The sequence below is a fragment of the Helicobacter jaachi genome (assembly GCF_000763135.2).
In the GTDB taxonomy this organism is placed as follows: Bacteria; Campylobacterota; Campylobacteria; order Campylobacterales; family Helicobacteraceae; genus Helicobacter_C; species Helicobacter_C jaachi.
In genome coordinates this window covers 165,996-191,604 of the sequence record NZ_JRPR02000002.1, presented here as the reverse complement: position 1 = coordinate 191,604, position 25,609 = coordinate 165,996, and the positions used below count along the sequence as shown (strand labels likewise).

General features: G+C 41.3%; 25 protein-coding genes. 18 read left to right on the top strand and 7 right to left on the bottom strand.

Annotated elements, in window-relative coordinates; genetic code table 11:
* Positions 1-3: 3 nt before the first annotated feature.
* Positions 4-1,629 (bottom strand): ABC-F family ATP-binding cassette domain-containing protein, encoded by a 1,626-nt coding sequence (locus LS71_RS04665; protein WP_034356238.1) that lies wholly within the window; start codon positions 1,627-1,629, stop codon positions 4-6.
* A 113-nt stretch (positions 1,630-1,742) separates the two neighbouring features.
* Here LS71_RS04665 and LS71_RS04660 point away from each other — a divergent pair, with 113 nt between their 5' ends.
* From LS71_RS04660 to LS71_RS04635, 6 genes are all read left to right on the top strand, one after another.
* Entirely contained in the window at positions 1,743-1,946 is a 204-nt protein-coding gene (locus LS71_RS04660; RefSeq protein ID WP_034356241.1) for a hypothetical protein, read from the top strand.
* 148 nt (positions 1,947-2,094) lie between these two features.
* Positions 2,095-2,808, top strand: a complete 714-nt coding sequence (locus tag LS71_RS04655; protein WP_194145663.1) for an alpha-1,2-fucosyltransferase — start codon at positions 2,095-2,097, stop codon at positions 2,806-2,808.
* Positions 2,809-2,997: 189 nt separating this feature from the next.
* A complete protein-coding gene (locus LS71_RS04650; RefSeq protein WP_069723520.1) occupies positions 2,998-3,540 on the top strand; it encodes a class I SAM-dependent methyltransferase in 543 nt (180 codons plus the stop codon).
* Between the two features lie 20 nt (positions 3,541-3,560).
* Positions 3,561-3,788, top strand: a complete 228-nt coding sequence (locus LS71_RS04645; RefSeq protein ID WP_034356247.1) for a class I SAM-dependent methyltransferase — start codon at positions 3,561-3,563, stop codon at positions 3,786-3,788.
* A gap of 89 nt (positions 3,789-3,877) precedes the next feature.
* Positions 3,878-4,816: a UDP-glucuronic acid decarboxylase family protein gene (locus LS71_RS04640; RefSeq protein WP_034356251.1), complete on the top strand. Its 939-nt coding sequence runs from the start codon at positions 3,878-3,880 to the stop codon at positions 4,814-4,816.
* Positions 4,813-5,859, top strand: coding sequence for a glycosyl transferase family 90 (locus tag LS71_RS04635; protein ID WP_034356255.1), 1,047 nt, complete (start codon positions 4,813-4,815; stop codon positions 5,857-5,859). The genes LS71_RS04640 and LS71_RS04635 overlap by 4 nt, the downstream gene beginning before the upstream one ends.
* A 239-nt stretch (positions 5,860-6,098) precedes the next feature.
* On the opposite strand, the gene LS71_RS04630 is transcribed toward LS71_RS04635, so the two are convergent.
* Positions 6,099-7,868 carry an L-lactate permease gene (locus LS71_RS04630; protein ID WP_420810251.1) on the bottom strand — a complete coding sequence of 590 codons (1,770 nt, stop codon included), beginning with the start codon at positions 7,866-7,868 and terminating at the stop codon, positions 6,099-6,101.
* A 258-nt stretch (positions 7,869-8,126) separates the two neighbouring features.
* Here LS71_RS04630 and LS71_RS04625 point away from each other — a divergent pair, with 258 nt between their 5' ends.
* From LS71_RS04625 to LS71_RS04590, 8 genes are all read left to right on the top strand, one after another.
* On the top strand, positions 8,127-8,858 hold the full coding sequence (locus tag LS71_RS04625; RefSeq protein WP_034352251.1) for a (Fe-S)-binding protein: 732 nt from the start codon (positions 8,127-8,129) through the stop codon (positions 8,856-8,858).
* Position 8,859: 1 nt separating this feature from the next.
* Positions 8,860-10,293 (top strand): LutB/LldF family L-lactate oxidation iron-sulfur protein, encoded by a 1,434-nt coding sequence (locus LS71_RS04620; RefSeq protein ID WP_034352252.1) that lies wholly within the window; start codon positions 8,860-8,862, stop codon positions 10,291-10,293.
* Positions 10,286-10,966, top strand: coding sequence for a LutC/YkgG family protein (locus tag LS71_RS04615; RefSeq protein ID WP_034352255.1), 681 nt, complete (start codon positions 10,286-10,288; stop codon positions 10,964-10,966). The genes LS71_RS04620 and LS71_RS04615 overlap by 8 nt, the downstream gene beginning before the upstream one ends.
* A gap of 24 nt (positions 10,967-10,990) precedes the next feature.
* Positions 10,991-11,380 carry a winged helix-turn-helix domain-containing protein gene (locus LS71_RS04610; protein ID WP_034352257.1) on the top strand — a complete coding sequence of 130 codons (390 nt, stop codon included), beginning with the start codon at positions 10,991-10,993 and terminating at the stop codon, positions 11,378-11,380.
* A gap of 200 nt (positions 11,381-11,580) precedes the next feature.
* Positions 11,581-12,348, top strand: coding sequence for a molybdate ABC transporter substrate-binding protein (gene modA, locus LS71_RS04605; RefSeq protein WP_034352259.1), 768 nt, complete (start codon positions 11,581-11,583; stop codon positions 12,346-12,348).
* A 3-nt stretch (positions 12,349-12,351) separates the two neighbouring features.
* Positions 12,352-12,804 (top strand): hypothetical protein, encoded by a 453-nt coding sequence (locus LS71_RS04600; RefSeq protein WP_034352261.1) that lies wholly within the window; start codon positions 12,352-12,354, stop codon positions 12,802-12,804.
* Positions 12,804-13,481, top strand: a complete 678-nt coding sequence (modB, locus tag LS71_RS04595) for a molybdate ABC transporter permease subunit (protein ID WP_034352264.1) — start codon at positions 12,804-12,806, stop codon at positions 13,479-13,481. The genes LS71_RS04600 and modB overlap by 1 nt, the downstream gene beginning before the upstream one ends.
* A 17-nt stretch (positions 13,482-13,498) precedes the next feature.
* A complete protein-coding gene (locus tag LS71_RS04590) occupies positions 13,499-14,392 on the top strand; it encodes an ATP-binding cassette domain-containing protein (protein WP_034352265.1) in 894 nt (297 codons plus the stop codon).
* On the opposite strand, the gene dxs is transcribed toward LS71_RS04590, so the two are convergent.
* From dxs to hisC, 5 genes are read right to left on the bottom strand one after another with little or no spacing between them, the layout of a single operon-like run.
* Positions 14,389-16,266, bottom strand: coding sequence for a 1-deoxy-D-xylulose-5-phosphate synthase (gene dxs, locus LS71_RS04585; RefSeq protein WP_081946212.1), 1,878 nt, complete (start codon positions 16,264-16,266; stop codon positions 14,389-14,391). The two genes, LS71_RS04590 and dxs, sit on opposite strands and share 4 nt — an antisense overlap.
* Positions 16,267-16,292: 26 nt before the next feature.
* Positions 16,293-17,123 (bottom strand): flagellar assembly protein FliH, encoded by an 831-nt coding sequence (gene fliH / locus LS71_RS04580; protein ID WP_034352267.1) that lies wholly within the window; start codon positions 17,121-17,123, stop codon positions 16,293-16,295.
* Positions 17,110-18,141, bottom strand: a complete 1,032-nt coding sequence (fliG, locus tag LS71_RS04575) for a flagellar motor switch protein FliG (protein ID WP_034352268.1) — start codon at positions 18,139-18,141, stop codon at positions 17,110-17,112. Before fliG ends, fliH begins: the two co-directional genes overlap by 14 nt.
* Before the next feature lie 17 nt (positions 18,142-18,158).
* Entirely contained in the window at positions 18,159-19,871 is a 1,713-nt protein-coding gene (fliF, locus tag LS71_RS04570; RefSeq protein ID WP_034352271.1) for a flagellar basal-body MS-ring/collar protein FliF, read from the bottom strand.
* A gap of 8 nt (positions 19,872-19,879) precedes the next feature.
* Entirely contained in the window at positions 19,880-20,995 is a 1,116-nt protein-coding gene (gene hisC, locus LS71_RS04565; RefSeq protein WP_034352273.1) for a histidinol-phosphate transaminase, read from the bottom strand.
* Positions 20,996-21,197: 202 nt separating this feature from the next.
* On the opposite strand from hisC, the gene LS71_RS04560 reads away from it, so the two are divergent.
* The 4 genes from LS71_RS04560 to LS71_RS04545 are packed head-to-tail and all read left to right on the top strand — an operon-like array spanning position 21,198 to position 25,545.
* Positions 21,198-22,616 carry a phosphomannomutase/phosphoglucomutase gene (locus LS71_RS04560; protein ID WP_034352275.1) on the top strand — a complete coding sequence of 473 codons (1,419 nt, stop codon included), beginning with the start codon at positions 21,198-21,200 and terminating at the stop codon, positions 22,614-22,616.
* Positions 22,617-22,669: 53 nt separating this feature from the next.
* Positions 22,670-23,695 carry a dihydroorotase gene (pyrC, locus tag LS71_RS04555; protein ID WP_034352276.1) on the top strand — a complete coding sequence of 342 codons (1,026 nt, stop codon included), beginning with the start codon at positions 22,670-22,672 and terminating at the stop codon, positions 23,693-23,695.
* Complete coding sequence (locus LS71_RS04550) at positions 23,692-24,558, top strand: glycosyltransferase family 2 protein (protein WP_034352279.1); 867 nt, start codon at positions 23,692-23,694, stop codon at positions 24,556-24,558. Before pyrC ends, LS71_RS04550 begins: the two co-directional genes overlap by 4 nt.
* A 9-nt stretch (positions 24,559-24,567) precedes the next feature.
* Positions 24,568-25,545 carry a glycosyltransferase family 10 domain-containing protein gene (locus LS71_RS04545; protein WP_034352281.1) on the top strand — a complete coding sequence of 326 codons (978 nt, stop codon included), beginning with the start codon at positions 24,568-24,570 and terminating at the stop codon, positions 25,543-25,545.
* Positions 25,546-25,609 lie beyond the last annotated feature (64 nt).

The following is a 25,609-nucleotide window of genomic DNA, read 5'->3' as shown; positions in this document are numbered from 1 at the left end:
CCTTTATTTTAAATTATACTGCTCCAAATACTCCTCATAACTCCCACGAAAATCAATAAGCTGCGCGCCATTTATAGAATCTATTTTAAGTTCAATAATGCGATTAGCAAAAGCATCAATTAACTCCCTATCATGGCTTACACAAATCACATTCCCACTAAATTTATACAGCGCCTCGCCAAGTGCGATAATAGATTCTAAATCAAGATGATTTGTGGGCTCATCTAGCACTAAAAAATTACCGCCCTCAAGCATAAGCTTGCTTAACACCATTCTATGCTTTTCTCCCCCACTTAGCGCGTTTATGGGCTTTTCTTGCTCCTCACCGCTAAAAAGCATTCGCCCAAGCGCATTGCGGATTTCACCGCTCTCTTTTTTCTTATCAAATCCCCTTAGCCACTCATACAAACTCTCCTCCCCACTTATCTCCTCGCTTACATTTTGGGGGAAATAGCCCTTTTGCGTCGTAGCGCCCCATTTGACTGCCCCACTATCTGGCACTAGCTCTTCTACTAAAATCTTGCATAGCGTGCTTTTGCCCACACCATTTGCACCGATAATGGCAATTTTATCCCCGGGCAGGATTTTAAGGCTCACATCATTTAGCACTACTTGCTTTTGCCCATCTTGTGTGTGAAAAGATTTGCTTATATGCTCGCATTCTAAGGCTTCATTGCCAATAGCGCGATTAGGTTTAAAAACAATGCTAGGCTCACGCCTTGAGCTTACCTGCAGTGCGCTAATATCTAGTTTTTCAAGCTGCTTTTGTCGGCTTGTAGCTTGCCGCGCCTTGCTGGCATTAGCAGAAAAGCGTGCGATGAAAGATTCTAGCTCCTCTTTTTCTTTTAATTTTTTATTGCGCTCCATTTCTTGCTGCTTGGCAATTAGCGTGCTAGCGATATACCAATCATCATAATTCCCACTAAATTCGCGCACGCCGCCAAAATCCATATCCAAAATATGCGTGCAAACGCTATTTAAAAAATGCCTATCGTGCGAAATAACTACCAAAGTCCCCTCGCTTTGCTTCAAATTTTGCTCAAGCCATGCAATAGAGTGCAAATCAAGGTTATTTGTAGGCTCATCAAGCAACAAAATATCAGGCTTAGGGAATAGCACTTGTGCTAGCAATATTTTAAATTTATCCCCACCTGTAAGCGCGCGCATAGGCTCATTATGCACACTCGCTGCAAAGCCCAAATCCTCTAAAATCTTTTCAATCACTACTTCGCATTCATACATTGGGTCTTCTTCAGCACATATCATCTCTAGCTGCCCTAACTCCTCATTAACCTTCTCATCGCTTAAATCACCATTTTCATAGAGATATTCTTTTCTTTTAATCGCATCATAAAGCCGCTTATTACCTATAAGCACCGCATCTTTTAAGCTTAAATCTTCAAAGGCATACTGGTCTTGCCCTAAAACGCCTAGCCTTAACCCTTGCTCAATCACCACTTCGCCGCTGCTTGCTTCATTTTGCCCGCTTAGGATTTTTAAAAATGTGCTTTTCCCTGCACCATTTGCGCCAATAAGCCCATAACGCTTGCCCTTATCAAGCTTGATATTGACATTTTCAAAGAGTTTTTTGCTAGCATAGCGCATGGAGAGGTTTATGGTTTGTAGCATTATAGAATCCTTTGCGTGCTTTATGTGAAAGTAAAGCGCGATTTTAGCATAAATTAGTATTTTATTAAGAATATGCTATAGTGCGCGGCTTTAGAGTATTTTAAGGAGGAAGTATGATTGTGCAAATAGTTGGCGGGCTAGGCAATCAAATGTTTATTTACGCCTTTGCCAAAGCGCTTGAAGCGCGCGGATATGATGTGCTGCTTGATGTTACATCATACGCGCAACATACAGAATCTAGCCCCACAAAATCTGCCACTTCTCATAGCATAGAATCTAAGACACTTAACGGGGGGGGGGGCGCAACAAGATTCTAGCCTAGATTCTATCCGCTTATTAGAAATTGCACATTTTAATCTATCACTTCCTTTGTGCGATAATGCAGCCTATATCAAATCTTATTTGTGCGCACATGATAAGGCTCTGTGGCTTAAGTATATGTATGCGCTCCTGCGTTATGGAATTTTGAAGGGAAATTTTGCTTTTAAGCCCGATATTTTTGCACTATACAAATACCGCTATGATGAGCATTTGTCCCACAAAGATGATAGAGTGTGGCAGGCTTTCACACAAAGTGCTAAAGGTAGCTTCCACCCGCACGCACTACCTATTGGATATTTTCAAAATCTCACATATTTACAAGGGCTAGATTCTATCTTGCACAAAGAATTTTGCCTAAAAACGCCTCTAACTGCGCAAAATCAGGCATTAAAAGCATATATCCACTCCCTACCGCAAAGCGCGTTTTTGCACATTCGCTTGGGCGATTATTTGGAGGGTGGCACATTTGTGAGGCTAGGCAGTGCGTATTATAATCAAGCTGTTCAGATATTAAAAAAGCATTTGGGCAAGGCGTATATATTTGTCTTTAGCAATAATATCCCATGGTGTGAGCGTAATGCGCATAAATATATTGATTTTAGCGGCTTAAAAGTGGAGTTTGTCAAGCATAATGATGAAGGCAACGCCGCGCAAGAGCTTGAGCTTATGCGCGCGTGCAAGCATGGCATTATGGCAAACTCAACATTTAGCTGGTGGGCGGCATATCTTAATGACAATCCGCATAAAATAGTGTGTATGCCAAAATATTTTTTCAATGACATAACGCGAATCCCGCAGTCACAAATGATTGCCAAGCAAAATTATATCTTGCTAGACCATACTTGGGCGGAGATTTAGATTCTATAATTTTCCGCGCTATTGCTTTGATAAAAAGCCGCGCGCTCTTATAATTTCGCAGCAAAGCCGCGAATTTGCGCCCTCAAAGTAAAGTTGCAGTTTAGACTTCATTTCCTAAGGCAGATTCTATAACCCTTAAGCGCAAGGCTGCTACAATCCTTTATTAGATTCTATAAACAAAGGATATTTATGCGCTTGTTTAAAAAAATCTTTCACTTTTTAAAAGATGTGTATCATTATGTGAGATTTCCTAGAGGCTACATCGCCTATCGCGGCGTGTTTGATAGCTTTGAGCAAGCTATGAATGCAAAGCCCTCACATATAGGCGATGGCACGCAAAAGCAGCCCACCACAGAAGAAAAAATCGCCCAGCTTACGCGTATTTTTTCACAAAAGCTTATGCCAAGAGAGAGTGAATATCCTGTGTTTTTTTGGCTTGATAGAATCTTTGCTAGCACTCCAAACGCTAGTGTGTGCGACTTTGGTGGGGGTAATGGGGAGCATTATTTTGCATACACTTCCTGCACAGATATTGCGCCCAAATGGAGCGTGTGCGAGCTAGAAAATAATGTAACTATCGGCAGGGCAATCACACAGAATCTAGGCATAAATAATCTCACATTTGACACCACTATGCGCGCGGCAAGCATTTTGCACTCCTCCGCCGCGCTATGGTATGTCAAATATCCCTACAAATTTTTAGAGGATTATTTAACTGGGGGGGGGAGATAGCACATATTATCCTTACCCGCATGCCTATCCAAAGCAAAGTCCCCACATTTGTAACCCTGCAAAACGCGCTCAACCTCGTGTATCAACCGCTATATATTTTTAATAAAGATGAGTTTGTGAATTTCTTTACTTCGCGCGGATTTGAGCTTGTTGATGAATGGGGAGTGCCAACTGATGGCATTTATCTCCCATTCCATAGAGATATATCCGTGCCAAGCTTCCGCGGATTTTATTTTAGAAAAGTGTAAATGAGCTTTATAGATTCTATAAACACACAACTCATGGTTATTATGGGCTATAATGGCGCTCTTAAATGGCTTTATCTAAAGGAGAATTCATGCTAAACAAAAAAGTGCTAGTGACTGGCGGGGCGGGGTTTTTAGGCTCGCATTTGTGCGATAGACTGATTGAGCGGGGCGATGAGGTGCTTTGCGTGGATAATCTTTTTACCGGCACAAAGCAAAATATCGCCCATCTGCTGCCCCACCCGCGATTTGAGTTTATGCGGCATGATGTGACTTTCCCGCTGTATGTCGAGGTCGATGAGATTTATAATCTTGCGTGTCCGGCTAGCCCTGTGCATTATCAATTCGACCCTGTGCAAACGACCAAAACTTCGGTAATGGGCGCGATAAATATGCTAGGCTTAGCCAAGCGCGTCAAGGCTAAAATCCTGCAGGCAAGCACGAGTGAAGTCTATGGCGACCCTGAGGTGCACCCGCAGGTTGAGAGTTACAAGGGCAGCGTTAATCCTATTGGCATTCGCGCGTGCTATGATGAGGGCAAAAGGTGCGCTGAGACGCTGTTTTTCGACTATAAGCGGCAGCATAATCTGCGGATAAAAGTGATGCGGATTTTCAACACTTACGGACCGCGCATGCACCCAAATGATGGGCGCGTGGTGAGTAATTTTATCATTCAGGCGCTGCGTGGTGCGGACATTACGATATATGGCGATGGCGCGCAGACGCGCAGTTTCTGCTATGTCGATGACCTGATTAGCGGTATGATTGCGCTAATGGATTCAAATGATGGCTTCACAGGACCTGTGAATATCGGCAATCCGCATGAGTTTAGCATGCTTGAACTCGCCCAAAATGTGCTAGAGCTAACAGAATCTAAGTCAAAACTAGTGCATTTACCCCTCCCGCAAGATGACCCAAAACAACGTCAGCCAGACATTTCACTCGCCAAAAAAGAGCTAAATTGGAGTCCAAAAATAGAACTTCGCGAAGGGTTAGAAAAGACGATTGGGTATTTTAGGGGGATAATGTGAAAAATAATTATTTTTTCTACAACCTTAAAGGCATTGCGCGAATGCTTGTGCCAAGCGTATTTTTGCCCAAAAATAGAGAGAAAATTCTAAAAAATATCCACGATAGGGCAGATATTGACTACATTAAATCGCGTGTGGATTATTACTGCCAACTAAGCAGCCAAACGCCGCTTGATGAGGCAGCGAAAAGGCTTAGTTATGTGCGTTTCACACGCAAAAAAACCGTGTATTTTTTTGATACTTATGAATTTACGCGCTATTTTCCGCAGCATTTTCGGGCAAATTTTGCCTTTGGCGATGTGAATTTTATCTGCCCTAAGCCCTCTATCACTAAATCGCGCCCAATTAAAGCAAATCTAGCACAAAATTTAACGGGGGGGGGGGCGAATACAACATCTAAATCCCGCTCCACGCTAGATTCTATACCTCACACCACAACTACAGAATCTAGCCCGCCATTTGCTTACTCCACTTTGCTTAACCTTGAAAAAGTGCGGCATTTTACTTTCATTAATGACCCCTATAGCTTTGAATCTAAGCAAGATAGGCTCTTTTATCGTGGCGGGATTTACCAACCTCATCGCATAAATTTTTTTGAGAAATACTTTGAGCACGCTCTTTGTGATTTGGGGCATACTGGCAGCAAGGCTATTCACCCACAATGGCAAAAGCCAAAGCTAAGTCTTGCCAAACATTTGCCCTATAAATTTTTGCTTTCTTTAGAGGGCAATGATGTGGCGAGTAATCTTAAGTGGGTGATGAGCTCAAACTCGCTTTGTGTTATGCCAAAGCCAAAGTTTGAAACTTGGTTTATGGAGGGCACGCTCTTGCCCAATGTGCATTATGCAGAGATTACAGAATCTAATGTAGAGGCCGTGCTAGAGCATTTCATAAAGCACCCAAATGACGCCAAAGACATTATCCACAACGCGCATTTATATACGCAGCAGTTTTTTGATAAAAAGCGCGAGGCGATTATCTCGCTTTTGGTGCTTGAGAAGTATTTCTACTACACAGGGCAACTTGATAGGCTTAGAATCTAGCTAGATTCTATAATTTCCACGCTGTTGCTTTTTTATAAAAAGCCGCGTGGTCTTGCAAATGTAAGCAAAGCTTACATTTGCGCCTAAAGTATAAAGTTATAGCTGCTTTAAGCATCTATCAACTTGTTTTTTGAGGTTGGATTCTATAATTTTCCGCGCTTTTGCGTTTTTAAAAAAGCCGCGTGGTCTTGTCATAAGCTCGGCAAAGCCGCGCAGAGCTTTAGCTTTAGCAGCGTGGATTAATGTTTTGCTAGCGCTACTACATCAGGTATCATAACCCCCAAAAACGAAGCAATAACCCATGTCCAAATGCCAATAAGCAAAATAAAGCCCACAGAGTATTTAAGAGTGAATTTAAATAAATCAGACTCCTTGCCCGCTAACCCCACAGCCGCGCAGGCAATGGCTATACTTTGCGGACTTATCATCTTACCAACGACCCCGCCTACAGAGTTTGCCGCTAGAAATAAAGCCTCGCCGATACCAAGCTTTGTCGCGCTTACTTGCTGCAATGTGCCAAAGAGGAGGTTTGAGCTAGTATCGCTACCTGTTAAAAATACGCCAATCCAGCCAATCATAGGGCTAAAGAATGCAAAGGCATTGCCTGTTTGAGCAAATGCTGTGCCTAGAGTGCCGCTCATTCCGGAATTCTTTGCCACAAAGGCAAAGGCAACCACAAGCCCAATGGTGATACAAGGCATAGCCATTTCTTTAAGCGTCTCACCAAAGCAATCCGCCGCGTCATCGGCTTTAATACGAAGCAAAAATATAGTTAAAAATGCCGCGACTAAAATCGCTGAGCCTGCCTGCACGATGAAACTAAGCCCTAGATTTAAGCCAACAGCTTTGCCATTTGGGTCAAAAATGCCACCAATAGTGCTGCCAAAGGCTACAGTTACTTGCGTATAATGCAAAAGCCCTGTTTTTACAAACCCTATCGTAGTGCCAGCCTCATCTAAAATGGGCTTAAAGGCAAACCAAAACGAATTTGCAGGCACTTCTGTGAGATTGGCAATATCTTTAAACAAAAATGGCTTAGATTCAAAGATAGCCTTAAACCAAGGCTGCGTCCAAATGATGATGCAGATAATGAGCAAAATAAAAGGTAGCCATGCTTTAAACACCTCGCCAAAGGCTAGTTGCTTATGATTTGAAAAATCTTTTAAATCATCAAGGCGAAAAATGCTGCTTGGTCTCCAAAAGCGTAAAAATATAGTAGTGCAAGCAAGCGAAACTACTGCAGAAATAATATCAGGCAGCTCTGCACCAAGATAATTTGAACTTAAAAACTGCGTGCAAGTGAAGCTAAGCGCAGCTATTAAAATAGCAGGAAAGGTCTCTTTCACGCCCTTAAAGCCGTCCATTAAAAACACAATAAAAAATGGAATAGTAAGGCTTAAAGGCACAAGCATTCGCCCAACCATTCCTGCTACGGCGTATTGCTCAATTTCTACAAGATTTGTCATTGCAATAATAGGAATCCCAACTGCGCCAAATGCCACAGGAGCGGTATTAGCAATGAGGCAAAGTCCTGCGGCTTGCAGTGGCTTAAGCCCTAAGCCCACAAGAAGCGCTGCTGTAATGGCTACAGGTCCGCCAAAGCCTATAGCGCCCTCCAAAAATGAACCAAAACAAAAGCCTATGAGTATCACTTGGATTCTATGGTCTGGTGTAATGCTCATCACACTTTGCTTAATCACCTCAAATGAGCCAGATTTTACAGAAAGTTTGTAGAGAAAAATGGCTGCGATGATAATCCACGCAATAGGCCAAAGTCCATTTGCAAAACCCTGCACAAAGCTCGCGCCCACAAGCGAAAAAGGCATCTTATACACCACGCATGCTAGAATTGAAGCAAGCACAACGGTTAAAAATCCCGCCACATAGCCTTTCATCTTAAAAGCAAGTAGGCAAAGTAAAAAGCAAAGTATGGGTGCAAACGCCACTAAAGCACTAAGCCAAATGCTCCCTAAGGGGTCAAAATTTTGGTTATACACCACATTCACCATATCCATAACAACTCCTTTTTGTGATTTGATACAAAAATATTATAAAAAATTTAACCTTATGGAAAGATGTGCTTTTATGTGATTTATAAAATGATGTGTAAAATATTCCCACTTAAAACTATGATGATGTGTATAATGAGAATTTTTGAAACATTTTTTACAAAGAAAACAAGTATTTTTTAACCTTTTGTGTTTTTAAAGCTCCTTGTTTATATCATAAATTTACCTCTTATGAGAATAAGGATTAAGGAGTTTAAGATGCGTGTGTTTTTCTTCTCAACCTGTCTTGGCGGCATAGCTTATGCAGATACTTGTGTGAATGCCATTAAACTCTTACAAAAAGAGGGATTAGAAGTGGTGTTTAAAAAAGACCAAACCTGCTGCGCGCAGCCAAGCTATAACTCTGGCTATTATGAGCAAAGCCGCATTGTCGCGCTGCATAATGTGAGATTATTTCAAGGTGATGAGCCTATTATTGTCCCCTCTGGCTCGTGTGCGGGTATGATGAGGGAGGATTATTTGGCTTTGTTTGAGGGGCGGAGTGAGTTTGCAGAAGTGGAGCAATTTTGCGCAAGGGTGTATGATTTGGGCGAATATTTGCATAAGATTTTGAAAGTAAATTATGAGGATAGAGGTATGCCCACAAAAGTTACTTGGCATAGCAATTGCCACGCATTGCGCACTTCAAAGGTGGTAAATAGTGCTAAGGCACTCATTAGCTCATTGCAAAATGTGCAGCTGATTGAATTAGAGCATGAGGAGGAGTGCTGCGGGTTTGGTGGGACATTTAGCATTAAAGAACCTGAAGTATCAAATGCTATGGTGAGCCAAAAAATACAAGATATCCTTTCACGTAATGTAGAATATGTGATTTCTGCGGACGCGGGCTGCTTGCTTAATATTAGTGGCGCAATGAAAAAGCAGCAAGTGAATGTAAAGCCTATTCATCTCTATGATTTTTTAGCGCAAAGAATTGGCTTAGGAGCGTAATATGAGTAGTCAAGAACATTATAGCATTGTCCATAATAAGCTCGCAGACAAGCAACTAAGGGAAAATCTTAAAAATGTAATGACCACGCTTAAGACTAATCGCAAGAATCTCATCACTTCTCGTTTTAAAGACTGGGAGGGCTTGCGCGAGCAAGGCAGGGCTGTGAAACAAAAAAGCCTCTCTCAACTTGATGTGTTGCTTGAGCGATTTGAGCAAAATGCGCTCAAAAATGGCTTTCAAGTGCATTGGGCAAGTAATAGCACAGAAGCTAATGAAATTATTTATAAGCTTATGCAAGAAAAACACATCACTAAGATTCTTAAAGGCAAATCTATGGCAAGCGAGGAAACACACCTTAATGCCTTTTTAAAACAAAAGGGCTTAGAGCCTATTGAGACGGATTTAGGAGAGCTTATTATCCAGCTTATAGATGAGCCGCCTGTGCATATTGTAGCGCCTGCTATTCATAAAAATCGCTATCAAATCGGTGAAATTTTTGAGCAAAAGCTTGGCGCGCATTTAGAATCTGAACCAGAAAGGCTTAATGAAATCGCGCGCGTGCATTTGCGCAAGGAGTTTCAAACATTTAAAATGGGGCTTAGTGGAGTAAATTTTGCCATTGCTAATGAGGGCGCTATTTGGCTTATTGAAAATGAGGGCAATGGGCGTATGAGTACCACAGCTAGTGATATTCACATCGCTATTTGTGGGATTGAAAAAATAGTAGAGAGCTTTGAAGATGCAGCTATTCTTGATGCGCTGCTTGTGCCATCAGCCACAGGCGCGCCTATCACTTGCTATAATAACATCATCACTTCCCCGCGCAAAAGCGGCGAGCTTGATGGTCCAAAAGAAGTGCATATTATTTTACTAGATAATAATCGCTCCACTATGCTTAAAGATTCTCACTTTTATCGCGCGCTTTCTTGTATCCGCTGCGGAACTTGCCTTAATCACTGCCCTGTGTATGATAAAATCGGCGGACATGCCTACCTTAGCACATATCCCGGACCTATTGGAGAGGTGATTTCACCTCAACTTTTTGGTATGGCGCATTTTGGGCATATGGTGAGCCTCTGCTCGCTTTGTGGGCGATGCAGTGAAGTATGCCCTGTTAAAATCCCGCTTGCAGAGCTTATTAGAGATTTAAGAAGTGAGAAAATCGGGCAAGGGCGCAAGAATCTTAAAAATAATGATGGCAGCCTAAAAGATAATCAAGAAATTTTTATGATGAATGCCTTTGCAAAGGCTGCGAGCAATGGCAGAAAATGGCGCACTACTTTGAAATTTGCCCATATTTTTGCACCCCTAGCTAAACCCTTTGCCGCCTTTATCCCGGGCTTAAAAAATTGGGTAGCCTATCGCACTTTCCCCGCATTAAAGGGCAATTTGCACAAAAAAGTATCCCAAATGCAAGGAGTAATCTATGAGTAAGCAGGCTATTTTAAATAATGTCAAAGCCTCATTGCGAGCAAATGCCTTACAGAAAGCCACTAGCCATTACACAAATCCTCTAAAAAGCACAAATCAAGATAAAATCCAAGAATACATCACTTTCCAAAGCGCCAACAAAGCCCAAGTGATAGAATCTAGCCAAACAACGCTTCTGGCAGACATTCAAAAAGTGCTATTTGAGGCCAATGCGCGCAAGATTCTCTATAATCTTGATGTGCAAGAGAGTGTGGATATACATACCCTCTCACAAGGCGTGCAGGCTTATGCAGATTCTATAAATACAGAATCTATGGCATTTATCGCATATGATACAAGCATAGATAAAGCGCGTGAAGAGCTTTTTGAGATTGATACATCTATTGTTTGTGCGCGCTGTGGCGTGGCAAATCTAGGCGTAATTGGCATCGCATCGCATAAAAATGCCCCACGCCTCTCATCGCTCATTACACGCACTTGCGTGGTGCTGCTTAAAAAAGATGATATTGTGAGTAATTTTTTTGAAGGCGTGCAGGTGCTTAAAGCACAAGGCACAAATGGCGCGCTGCCTAGCAATATGATTTTTATAGCTGGTCCATCGCGCACGGCTGATATAGAGTTAAAAACAGTTTTTGGGGTGCATGGTTCTGTAAAAAGTTATATAATTTTATACTAAATCTTATTTTATTAAGGAGATAGTATGAATGTGTTTGCGCGGTTTTGGTTTGAGAAGGACAAAAAAAGCTATATTGGCGTGGGGCGCGCTGAACTTCTTGAGCGCATTGCTAGAACTGGCTCTATTTCAAAGGCTGCAAAAGAAATGGGCATGAGCTACAAAGCCGCGTGGGATAGCGTAGATATTATGAATAAGCTCTCCCCTTGCCCATTAGTTAGCTCAAGTAATGGCGGCAGAGGCGGAGGAGGCACAAAGCTTACTCCACTAGGCTTTGAAGCCCTTGAAGTATTTCACAAATTAGAGCGTGTGAAAAATATATTTTTTGATTATTTGGATAACTCACAAGATTTTGCAGAACTCTCAAATCGCCTCTCCCACCTTGAAGCTGCGCTAAAAGATTTTAAAAAAGAGTAGATTCTATAAATTTATGCACGCTCATGGTGCTAAAATGCGTGCCTTATAGAATCTAGGGCTAGATTCTATAGCTCCATTACAATAATTAAAAGAATGTTTCAAAAGCGTATATATTTTATATTTTTACTTATAGAATCTTGATTGGTTATATAAAATTATATACTATTAAGCTTCATAAATTTACCCACAAGGAGTGCAATATGAGATTTTCAAAAGTATTTGGCGCATTTGTAATAAGCGTCTTTATGAGTGCAAGTATGCTCGCGGAGGAAATTAATGTCCTAGCTGCTGCGAGTTTGAAATATGTGCTTGAGGATATCAAAACGGAGTTTTTAAAAACACGCAAAAAAGATAAGATTGAAGTAAGCTACATCGCTTCAGGCAAGGCTTATGCGCAGATTCAAAATGGCTCTCCCACACATCTTTTTATAGCCGCAGATACAAGCTATCCTCAAAAAGTTTATGATGATAAGCTTGCTATCAATAAACCCCTTAATTACGCTAAAGGCAAGCTTGTGTTAGCTAGCGCAAATGCGGATTTTAAGGCAGATTCTATTGATGTGCTAAAAAATGATAAAGTAAAGCATATTGCTATCCCTAATCCTAAAGTAGCGCCCTATGGTAGAGCCGCAGAGGAGTTTTTAAAATCTCAAAAGCTTGATAAGAAATTAAGTAAAAAGCTCACCATTGGCGAATCGATTGGACAAGCTACAAGCTATATCTTGCAGGGTGCGAGTGAAATTGGCTTTACTGCGCTATCAATGGTGATTAAAGATGATAAAACGCCAAATCTTACCTACACTATCATTGATGAAAAAACATATGAGCCTATTAATCAAGCCCTAATCATTCCAAATCATGGCAAAGATTCTAAACTGGCTAAGGATTTTGCAGACTATATCCTTACTTCTCCCAAAGCGCAACAAATCTTCCAAGCATACGGATATGACAAGGCTGATAATAAATAGCCTATGAATAAAATCCCTGCACGCATTACCAAAATCATCGCGCACAACGCCTGTGCGATGATACAAATGGAGTGCGAGCTTGGCTTGCTTTGTAGCGTGGTGATTAATGAGGGCGAGTTTAGCATTCATGACAACGTGCTTGCTACTTTTAAAGAAAACGAAGTGCTTATTTTGAACGCTCATTCGCCCTTTCCATTTGGTGAGATAAATACATTTAGAGCTGCTCTCCATTCGCAAACATGCGATGGCATTTTTACGCGCCTTAAGCTAGAACCCCACATTATAGAATCTAAAATCCAAAATATAACATCTCACAATCCAAAGTCTCAAAATATAGAATCTAGCACCCAGTATCTTAATATTTACGCCCTTGTGCCTTCATCTAAACCTTTGGTAGATTCACAATGTCTATGGCATATTCCTCCTGTGCATATTGTGCTTGAAAGGATAGGATAATGGATTTTATTGAAACAATGAAGCTTACCTTTCTTGTAGCCACGCTTACAACGATTATTCTCCTGCCTATTGGTATTGTGATTGGTAATTATCTAGCTTTTTCTAATAACCCGCTGCGCCCTATTTTGGAAGTGCTTGTGTGGATGCCCCTCGTGCTGCCTCCATCTGTGCTTGGATTCTATTTGCTTATTGCCTTTAGTCCCAAAAATGCTTTAGGTGCATTTTTATTGGAGCATTTTCACTTTAAGCTTGTATTTAGCTTTGAAGGGCTTATTTTGGCAAGTGTTATTTTCTCCCTGCCCTTTATGTGTAATCCCATAAAAAGCGCGCTCTCCTCCCTGCCCTCCTCGCTCAAAGAAGCAAGCTTTACGCTAGGGAAAAATAGAATCTACACGCTTTTTTTTGTGCTTTTACCCAATATTAAGCCAGCTATTTTGCTTGGCTGCGTTACCAGTTTTGCCCACACTATAGGCGAATTTGGCGTTGTGATGATGATAGGGGGTAATCTCCCCGGACAAACACGCGTAGCAAGTATTGCCATTTATGACGAAGTAGAATCGCTAAACTACCCTCTAGCACACCAATACGCACTCACACTTTTTGTTATATGCTTTGTGCTGCTTTTAGCTATTTTTTATCTTAATAAGCGTCTTAGCACACCAAAAAGCGTATTGTAGATGATAAAAGGCAGGCTATGAGCGATATACATATTCGTTTTAAAAAAAAGTTACTAGGCAGCGGTGGGGCGTTTGAACTATGCGTGGATAAAAGGCTGTATTTTGGTGAGTTTATCGCCCTTTTTGGTAAAAGTGGCGCGGGGAAAACAAGTATTTTGCGCATTTTAAGTGGGCTTGATGAAGTAAAAGATGGCTATATCCGCGTGGGCGATGAGATTTGGCTAGATTCTAAAAAGCATATTAGTCTCCCTCCACAAAAGCGGCGCATTGGCTTTGTATTTCAAAACTATGCGCTTTTCCCTCATCTTAATGTATATGATAATATTTGCTTTGGGCTAAGAGATAAGCAAGATAGGGCGTTTGCCGATGAGCTAATCGCCCTTATGGATTTGCAATCGCTTAAAAAAGTGAGAATCCACCAGCTCTCCGGTGGGCAGTCCCAGCGCGTAGCCTTATGTCGCGCACTAAGTGCTAAGCCTAAAATCCTGCTGCTTGATGAGCCTTTTTCAGCCCTTGATAATGCTATGCGCCAGATTCTGCAAGATGAATTGAAAAATATCCATAAACATTTTCATCTAACAACCCTGCTTGTAAGCCACAACTTGAGTGAGATTTTCTCCCTTGCTACGCGCACTTTTGTGGTTAAAGGCGGGCAAATCATTCATGATGGGAGCAATCAAGATATCTTTATCCAAAAGCGTTTGAGTGCAAAAATTAAACTTACAGGTGAAATCATTGATATAGACACGCAAGATGTGCTATGCGTTATTAGCTTGCTGTGCGGAGGGGAGATTCTAAAAATTATTTACGACCCCCTTGAAGCTGCACTTTTGCGCGTGGGGGAGCAAGTTATCATCACTTCAAAGGCGTTTAGCCCTATGCTGTATAAACTTGATAATAATATTATTTAGTCTTTGAAAAAGGATTTTACTTTCTCTGTGAGCTGTGAAGTCTCTAAGCCTAGCGTAGATTCTATAATTTTAGTATTGCCATGCGGGATAAACTTATCTTCTATCTCAAAACTTTTAAGAGCAACATTGATAATCCCCTCACTTGCCATAAATTCAAGGATAGCGCTGCCTACGCCACCTAGCGCATAGCTATCGCTAAATACGCAAATATGGCTATGAGTTTTTAGCAAAGTGCGCAATGTCTCCTTGTCAAGCGGCTTTACAAAGCGCAAATCTAACAAGCTTGGCTTATACCCCTGTGCGCTTAATGCCTCATACACTCTATACGCCCTGCCTACGCCATTCCCATAGCCTATAAGCAGCAAATTCTCGCCCTGCCTTAAAAGCTCTGCCTTGCCTAGTGTAAAATCACTTGCTGGTATTTCATTATCATCTAGCACAAAATTCCCACGCGGATAGCGAAATGCGCAAGGTGCGCTATTACACGCATAGGCAAAATCTATAGCCTTTCGCAAAGTGGCATTATCGCGCGGCGCGAAAAGTATCATATTAGGAATAGAGCGCAAATAGGCAACATCAAGCAATCCTTGATGTGTCTCACCATCTTCACCCACAATGCCTGCTCTATCAATGCAAAATCGCACAGGCAAGCCTAAAATCCCTACATCGTGGATAATTTGGTCGTATGCGCGTTGCAAAAATGTCGAATATATCGCTACAAAGGGTTTAAATCCCTCTTTTGCCATAGCCGCCATTGAGGTAACCGCATGTGCTTCACAAATGGCTACGTCCCAAAATCTCTGCGGGGCTTTCTCAATAAGCCTATCAAGTCCCGTGCCGCTTGGCATGGCGGCTGTTACGCCCACTACCTTTTCATCGCTAAGATAAGATTGCAAATGCGCTGAAAATACCGATGTGGGCGATTGAGCGGCAGATTTTTTAAGCGATGAGCCAGTGCTTACATCAAAAGGACCCACGCCATGCCAATGCTCAAAGCGTCCCTCTGCAATCTCATATCCCTTGCCCTTAAGCGTTTGAGCATGGATAATTACAGGCTTTTTCATCTCTTTAGCGCGCTGCAAGGTAGCAACAATAAGCTCAAGATTATGCCCATCAATTGGACCTACATAATCAAGCCCTAATTCCTCAAACAAAATACCCGGCGTAATGAGTTTGAGCGACTCTTCAAATCTTTTAGCCAAATAAGTAGCAGAATCTGGCATTTTTGCAAGGATTTTTTTGATATTATCGCGCACTTTTTGATACAAAGAAGTGGTGAGAATTTGTGAGAGATAATTGCTAATAGCGCCAATAGGCTTAGAAATGCTCATCTCATTATCATTAAGGATAATCACAGCTGGATATTTCTTATCACCTAGCTCATTAAGCGCCTCATACACAAGCCCCGCACTCATAGAGCCATCGCCTATCATCACCACAGGCATACTCTCCTCTCCCCTTAATGCCATAGCCTTAGCCGCGCCCACTGCGAGCGAAATAGAAGTAGAGCTATGCCCAGCGACAAAATAATCATACATAGATTCTCTAGGATTACAAAATCCACTTATGCCATTAAACTGCCGCAACGTATCAAACTCCTCCCATCGCCCTGTAAGGAGTTTATGCGCATAAGCCTGATGAGAGACATCAAAGATAAAGGGCTGCTTACTTGCATCAAAGACAGCATGCATACCTACAATTAAATCCACCGCACCAAGCGTTGAGCTTAAATGCCCACCATTAGAGCTTACCACTGCTAAGATTCTCTTGCGGATACAAGTGGCAACCTCCTCAAGCTCGCTCAAAGAAAGTGCGCTAAGATTGCTATTTTTAGGCTCGCACAGAGCTAGCGCGCTTTTTGCCCTTGTCTCCATATATGCTCCTTCCCCTTATTTGCTTTTTACGAATCGCGCATATTTTCAAGCACAGATTGCTTTAAATTTTTATAGCGCGACATAATAGTCCCATCAATATTACCATTATCGCTCACAATTACCACTCCACCCAAAGACACCGCACTATCTGAAATAATCTCTACTTTGCTATTATCTTTTAGCTGCTCTTTTAAAAATAAATAATCACTAGGATTTACTTTAATTTTAATATTAGTCGCGTCCATTATGGAGTTTAATAATTCTTTTGTGAGGCTTAGGGCAATTTTTTGAGAGTTTTCACTCACTTCATTTAAAATCACTTCTTTAGCAATATCCACCGCAATAGCGCTTAGTTCCTTTTCTAAATCCTCTAAATGCTTTTGGCTTTGCTTCAAAGTGTTCTCAAGCGTAATTATAGAATCTACCAAAGCTTTTTTCTGCGCATTCACCTCTGCAAATAGCTCATCTTTTGCCTTTTCCTCTGCTTCCCTATATCCGTCCTTATAGCCATCTTCGCGCGCACTCACTACGCGTTGCTCGCTTTCAACTTGGAGCTTTTCAAATTGAATTTGCAATTTTGCTAAGGAGCCGGAGAGTTCATCAGTTTTTTGCAAAAGCCGCTCAACTAATTCTTGCTCAAGGCTTGCAATTTTTTGGGCATTAGATTCTATATCTTGCGCATTTTGCTCCTCTTCTTGCGTTTGTGGGGCTGGTAGCTCCATATTCTGCGCGGCTGCGGCAATTTCCTTGCTAGATTCTATCATCTCATTTGTGATACTTTTAAACTCATATTTTTTAATATTATGATTTTTAAGCTTCTCTTGCCCAATGATATTTTCTTGATTAAGCAATGACATCGTCTTGCTCTCCTAGCTGGATTAAGCCCTGCTCTGAAAGTGTTTGCACTACTTCGACAATCTTTCTTTGGGCATTTTCCACATCGCGCACTTTGACCGCGCCTAAAAATTGCATCTCCTCCATAAACTGCTCGCTAGCGCGCTGGGACATATTGCCCATAAATTTTTGCTTTAATTCATCAGGGGCGGATTTAAGCGCTAGTGTTAAATCCTTTTTATCAGCAATTTTTAGAATCTCCCTAATGGCGTTATTATCAAGTTTAGAAATATCTTCAAATGTAAACATCATTTCTTTAATCTCAATGGCTAATTGCTCATCGATTTGCTCAATATGCGCAATGGTAGCCTTTGCCGCCTTTTGCCCAAGTCTATTAAAGATTTCTGCCACAGAGCGCGTGCCACCCACTTCAACCTTGTAACTGGTGAGTGATTCAAGTTTGTTTTCAAGCACAGCACTCACGCGTTTTACCACGCTTGGAGATATATCCCCCAAATTTGCCATACGAATAGCCACTTCTGCGCGCAAATCATCAGAGAAATACCCCAAAGTTTCCGCTGCGCCGCTAGCGTCCATATGTGCAAGGATAAGCGCAATAGTTTGAGGGTGCTCGTTAATAATAAAGTCAGCAAGCTGCTGTGGGCGGATTTTTGAAAGATAGGCAAAATTCTTTTGAGACTGCATAGTCTTTGCTAATTTATCTAAAATCGCCTTAGCTGCTTCTGGTCCCAAAGCCTTAATCAATAAATCGCGCGCATAGTCCATACCGCCGGAATTAATATATTGATTTGATTGAAAAATAACATAAAATTCCTCTAAAACTGCTGCGCCAATGGTTTTATCCGTGCCGCCCATTTGCGCGATTTGCTTACTTACTTCTGTAATGGCATCAATATCAAGGTGGTGAAAGACTTCAGAGGTAATATCATCACCCAACTGCACAAGCAAAATAGCAATCTTTTCTGACATTGAGAGTTCATCATATTGCGCTCTTTGGCGCGGGCTAAGCGTAATTGCCATACTTTACTCCTCTAAATTTATTTATGATTAATGCCCTCAGTAATATCAAGCTCATCTTTAATAAGCGTTTGGAAAAGCGCGCCAATCTCTTGAGGCCGCTCGCTAATGACATTACGCATTTTTTCAAGCAGCACTTCATACTTAATGCTATCCTCATCAAAGCCAGAGCCAATACCTAACTGGTCTTCTACACGCTTTCTTAACTCGCTAAATTTATTTAAATCATCTTCGCCATCATCAATTTGCATAAGAGATTCTATATCATCATCTTCCTCCTCTTGCACTTCAAGCATACGCTCTGCAAATGGCGCAACAATCTTTTTGTAGAAAATAAAAATAATCACTGCAACAATGACATATTTTAATAGCGGCATAAATGGTCCTAAATACCGCTCTACTTTGTTTGAGAAAAGCTCCCAAGAATCTTTTGGGCGATAATCAAGCTGCGTGCTTCTAAAGGGCATATTAATCACCTCAACTTGGTCACCACGCGCCTCATTGTAGCCAATAGCCTTTTTCACACCCTCCAAAAATTTATTCATATCCTCTTGGCTTCTAGGCGTGTATTCTAAGCGCGGCTCGCCATTATCATCAACCACTTCTTTATATAGCCCATCAATCATTACAGAAGCACTCACGCGCTTTAGCACGCCATAATGCTCATCAATATTGCTCACCGTCTTATCAATTTCATTATTGATAACTACCTCGCTTTCTTTCTCCCACTCCATCATCTCATCATCTTTAAGCCCCTGCACAGGACCGATATTACTCACTACGCCCGGCACACCACCAATTTGTGGGGGACGAAAGCCCTTGCGCTCTTTTTCATACTCTCTTGTGCCGCGCACAACAGGATTTTGCCCAAAAGTCTCTGCTATAGATTTACGCACACTAAAATCATAATCTAGCGTAACCTGCGCCCTCACGCCATCGCCAACGCTTGGTTGCAAGAGTTTAACAATTTTTGCTTCTAGCGCATTTTCATTGCTTTGCTGAAATTTTCGTTGAAAAGCAGCCTGTTTAGCGCGCAGTCCCTGCTGTAGCGCCTCATCATCACCGCCCACAAGCTCGCCATCTTGATTAATGATTTTTACATTTTCAGGCGTTAGCCGCTCAACAGCCGCAGCCACAAGGTGCTTAATCCCAATGGCTTGCTCATTTGATAAAAACATATTATCGCGCACAGTGATTTTGACAGACGCAGAAGGAGGATAGCCATCTTTTACAAAAAGCGATTCTTTAGGCATAGAGATATTAACAATAGCTTTTTCAATAGGATTTAGGCTCTCAATAGTTTTTGCAAGCTCATTTTGCTTTGCTACAAGATATTTCATATCCTGCGTAAAAGGCGTTTCACCCACATTATTTTCCAATAAAATATCAAAGCCTACATTTTTACTCGTCTTTGGCAGTCCAAGTGAGCCTAGAGCGATGCGCTGCTCATAGACCTTATCCTTTGGCACAAGAATAATATTATCTTGAGGAATTTTATATGGAATCTTGTCTTGCTGCAGCCTTTGCAAGATTGCCGCGCTATCTTCGGGATTAAGATTACTAAAAAGCACTTCATAATTTTCATACTCGTTTTTTGTCTCCACCCTAAATAAAACTAAATAAGTTAAAAATGCGATGATGACAACAAAAGTGGTAAGAATAATGATGCGCTGCTTTTTATTGAGCTTATTTAAAACTTTGGTAATTTGTTCAAAAATCAGTTTTAAATCCACGAATACCCCTAATTATGAGTTTGTAAATATGTTTTTATAAGCTCAAACACGCGCACATTTTGCTGCGGCGTGCCAATGGTTATACGCAGCGCATTCAAGCCATATGAGGCAAGATTGCGCACTATCACACCCTTACTTAAAAGCCAATCGCATAAATGCGTAGATTCTATACACTTATGTGTAAGGGTAATAAAATTAGCATAAGAGGGGATAAAACTAAAGCCATTTTCGCGCGCAAAGTCCTCATATAAAAGCATTTGCGCGGCATTAGATTCTATATATTTTTCCACAAACGCCCTATCTTCTAGCGCCACAAGTGCGGCTTGCAGGCTTAGTGTGGTTACATTAAAAGGCGGGCGCACTTTGTAGAGCATATTTATAATTGCCTCGCTAGCTATACCATAGCCTATACGCATACCACCTAGCCCATAAGCCTTTGAGAATGTCCCTAGATAAATTACATTCTCAAATGCACTCACCAAATGTGCAGGGTTAAAAGCCTTAAGCGCGTCTTTGTGCGCGGCAAATTCTTGATATGCTCCATCAATAATAACTAGCGTATCTTTATCGATTTGCTTAATAAAATCCTCCACCGCCTGCGCGTCTAAGCACTCACCCAAAGGATTATTTGGCACACATAAAAACACAGCGCTTATGCGCATATTGCGACTTTTGCACTCATTATAAAGCTGCAAAAACTCTGTGAGATTATGCTGCTCGCTTGCTGTTTTGCAAATCTCTACACCAGCTAAGCGCGCATACACCTCATACATCGCAAATGTAACTTTTGCCATAATCACACAGGCATTTTGATGATTTAAAGCCTGCATGCAAAATTCAATGATTTGGTCGCTCCCAGCACCTATAATCACCTCTTTAGATTCTATACCAAAGCGCGCGCTCAGGGCATTTTTTAGCTCATACATAGAATCATCAGGATACAAGCTTGCTTTGTAGGCATTATCTTGTAATGTTTGAATGACTTTTGCAGAAGTGCCATAGGGGTTTTCATTACTCCCTAGCTTAATAATTTCATCTTGCTTAATGCCAAATTCGCGCATAACGAGCTCGATGGGCTTCCCTGCCTCATAAGTTACTATCTGCTTTAATGTCTGTTTGAACACTGCTGCATTACCTCGCCGTTTTGTAGATTCTATAAATGCCTTTTTTGGGTTTCCCTTATTAAAAAATTGCTTATTTTATCTTAAAAATGATTAAGTTTCTATACTCATTCTAAGATTTCATCGTATTTTAATACATCTTTATAGAATCTAAGTAATAAATTTTTGATACAATTTCGCGCGACATCACTCACAAGGATTTATAATGGAGCTTAAACATATTTTTCGCGAGTATGATATTCGCGGCATTTTTAATGAACATCTCACTTTCAAAGTAGTCTTTGGTATAGGGCAGCTGCTTGGCAAGCGCATTTTAGAGGCTAAACTCCCCCCGCTTGTGCATATTGGTTATGATGCGCGCACACACTCTCCCACGCTCTTTGAGTGGCTCACTCAAGGCTTTGTCTCTGCTGGCATTGAGGTATTTGAATTAGGGCTTATCCCCACGCCTGTGGCGTATTTTGCCACTTTTAACACCATAGATTCTATCACTTGCCCAAATTCTGTGATGATTACAGGTTCGCACAATCCACCCCAATACAATGGCTTTAAAATCACGCTTGAGCGCGCACCCTTCTATGGGGAGCAAATCTACTCGCTAGGCAGGGAGCTAGATTCTATAATCAACACTCTACCCACACAGCCCAGCGACTTTACACAGCCAAAGCGCGTAAATGCTCTGCAGGCTTATATCAACTATCTCACTCAAGCCTTTGCTGATTTAAAAAACTTCCCCTACCCTATTGCTGTGGATTGCGGTAATGGCGTGGCAGGCGTTGGCATTAAAGAAGTGCTAAAAAATCTTAATATCACTTACACACCGCTATTTTTTGAGCCTGATGGCACTTTTCCCAACCACCACCCAGACCCTAGCGAGGAGGAAAATCTCCACGCGCTTAAAGCAAAAATGCAAGCAGATTCTATCCCCATTGGCATAGCCTTTGATGGCGATGCGGACAGGCTAGCGCTGCTCACTACTCATCACAATTACAAAGGTGATGAGCTAGCTATCCTTTTTGCGCGCGACATGAAGCGCCATTGTCTTAGCCCCATTGTCATTGGTGAAGTGAAATGCTCGCAAACTATGTATGATGAGATTAATAAAATTGGCAAAGCCATTATGCACAAAACCGGGCATAGCAATCTCAAGGTAAAGCTTAAAGAAACAAATGCCCACCTCGCGGCTGAAGTGAGCGGACATATCTTTTTTAATGATAGATATTTTGGCTATGATGATGCTATTTATGCCTCGCTTAGGGCATTAGAGCTATTTTTATACGCCACGCCAGATGAGTTAGAATCTACCATTAACGCCCTGCCGCCTACATTTAGCACTAATGAAGAGAAAATCCCAACCACAGAGGAGCATAAATTTCCCATTATTACAGCTCTAAGCGAAGCGTTAAAAAATCCGCCCAAAGACTTTCCGCCGCTTAAAGACATTATCACCATTGATGGTGTGCGCGTAGTATTTGAAAATGGCTGGGGTTTAATTCGAGCGAGCAATACTACACCTGTGCTTGTTACGCGCTTTGAGGCTACCAATGAACAAGATTGCCAAAATTACAAATCTCATCTTTTAGCCCTACTTGCGCAAGTGCAAAAACGCATAAGCGCGCACTAGCCAATAAACGCAGATTCTATAATGTGCAAATTCTATAAATTTAAGGGGCAAAGATGACATTTCACATCACTAATCCTATGGATATGCATTTGCACTTGCGCGAGGGCGATATGCTAAATGCCATATTGCCCTTTAGCGCGAATATCTTTAGTGCGGGTGTGGTTATGCCAAATCTCAAAACGCCCATTACCACGACACAGCAAGCGCTAGCATATAAGGCAAATATAGAATCTAATAGCCCAAAGCCCTTTATGCCGCTTGTGAGCATTTTTCTCACACCAAACTTAGATAAAGCAGAGCTGCAAAAGGCTAAAGATGCTGGTATTAAGATTTTAAAGCTCTACCCAAAGGGCGCTACTACCGGAAGTGAAGGTGGTGTGGGTGATATATTATGCGAGAAAACATTGCATATCTTTGAGCTTGCGCAGGATTTGGGCTTTATTTTATCTATTCATGGGGAAAGTTATGGATTTTGTATGGAGCGCGAATATGAGTTTTTGGAGGTCTTTGCTTTTATCGCGCAACACTTTCCGCGCTTAAAGGTGATTATTGAGCATATGAGCGATAGGCGCAGCCTTGAGATGATAGAAAAGTATGAAAACCTCTATGGCACGCTCACATTACATCACATCACATTATGCCTTGATGATGTGCTAGGTGGCGCGCTTAATCCACACCTTTTCTGCAAGCCTATGCTAAAAACGCCCAAAGATAGAGATGCATTACTGCAAGCTGCCCTAAGTGCGCACCCAAAAATTAGCTTTGGTTCAGATTCTGCCCCACATTTAGAATCTGCCAAACTTAGTGCTAAAGGCGCAGCGGGCATTTTCTCCGCGCCTGTGCTACTGCCTAAACTCGTAGCACTTTTTGAATCTCATAACGCGCTTGAGCATATACAAGATTTTCTTAGCAATCGCGCTATTACGCATTATGCCTTAAGCGATTTCCCTAAAAAGGATATTATTTTAGAGCGTAAAAATTTTGAAGTGCCTTCTCATATTGATACGCCACTTGGGCGCGTTATTCCACTTTACGCGGGCGAGATACTCCCCTGGCGGATAAAAGACATACATCTATGACTTTCCCTAAAGTGAGCATTATCACTATTGTCTATAATGATAAAGCCCATATTCTTGAGACTATGGATTCTGTCATTACGCAGGATTATCCGTATATTGAATATATAATCATTGATGGTGCAAGCCATGATGGCTCAAAAGAATGTATAGAATCTTACATCACAAATCTTGCGCATATTACGCATAAAGATGAAGCTAGATTCTATCTTGAAGCCACGCATAGGCAAAAAAATGTGCATTTTAAATTTTTAAGCCAAAAAGATAGCGGCATTTATGATGCGATGAATAAAGGCATTGAGCTTGCTAGCGGAGAATGGTGTAATTTTATGAATAGCGGAGATAGATTCTATAATACTCATACCATTACAGAGCTTTTTACGCAATTTATAGAATCTTACGGGGGGGGGGATAGTGATGTTATTTATGGTGATACGCACATCATCTATGATAATATTCATTCTAAAATCCTCCATGCGCAAGACACCTCCCATAAATATCATCATCGCTTTATTCATCAATCTGCCTTTATCGCCACGCCCCTTATGCGGCGCTATAAATATGACACTGCTTTTAAAATCGCTGGCGATACGGATTTTTTTACCAAAGCCTACAATAATGGTGCTAAATTCACCTACCTGCCCATTATTATATCAAGCTTTACATGTGAGGGCATAAGCTCAAAGCCCTCTTGGCAAGTGTTCAAAGAGGATTGCGCCATAGGCTATAAATATAATCGCCTTTTCCCCATATTTCATACATTCAAATATCTCTTTTATGTCATTCCGCGCTTTATTATAAGAAGCCTTATCCCGCACAAATTCCGCAATCGTGCCAGAATCTACTTAAGTAAAACCCACAGCTAAAGGATAAATATGAAGCAAATTCGTATTGCATTTTGTGATTTTGGCGATATGCAAGGCATTGCAAATGCGCTATGTGAAATGCTTAAAAAGCATTTTGAAGTGATTTTAGATTCTATAACTCCCTCATATATTTTCTATTCCGTCTTTGGCAGCGAGCATATTAAATATGATTGTGTGAGAATCTTTTTCACAGGGGAGAATGTATCGCCTAATTTTAATATTTGTGATTATGCCATTGGTTTTGAGCATTTGCATTTCCTTGACCGCTACATGCGCTATCCGCTTTATCTGTTTTATGAAGCAGATTATACACGCGCACTTCATAAACACAGCCTTATCACACCCCAAACACTCGCGCAAAAAAAGCGTTTTTGTAATTTTATTGTAAGTAATGGGCATAATGCCGACCCTTACAGAGAACAAGTATTCCACGAGCTATGCAAGTTTAAGCGCGTAGATTCTGGAGGTAAATATTTAAATAATATTGGCGCGCCGCTAAAAGATAAATTTGCCTTTCAAAAAGAATGCCTCTTTTCACTCTGCTTTGAGAACTCCTCCTCACCCGGCTATCTCACAGAAAAGCTAATCCAAGCCGCAGGCGCGCAAACTATTCCTATTTATTGGGGTGATACTCTGCTAAAAGGTGCGTTATTTAACGGGGGGGGGGTGAATACACAAGCTCTCATTTATGCGCATGATTTTGCCTGTTTGCAAGATTTAATCGCTCATATTAAAGATATAGAATCTAACCCCAAAAAGCAGCTCACTATACTGCAAACGCCACTATTTTTAGATACCAATCATAAAGAGCAATTTGATGAAAAACTAGAGGCATTTTTGGTGCATATTTTTAATCAACCCTATGCGCAGGCTTTCCGCCGCGCTTATCCTAAAAATTCCGAAGAAAAACGCTATAAATATTATGCGCGCTTTATTTCTGCACTCAAACTCCCAAAGCGCGCTATATCTTGGCTACGCGCGCGTTAATTTGCTTTTCATACTCAATTTGTTATAATCGCGCGATTTTGCCTTTATGCTAAGCCTTACATAG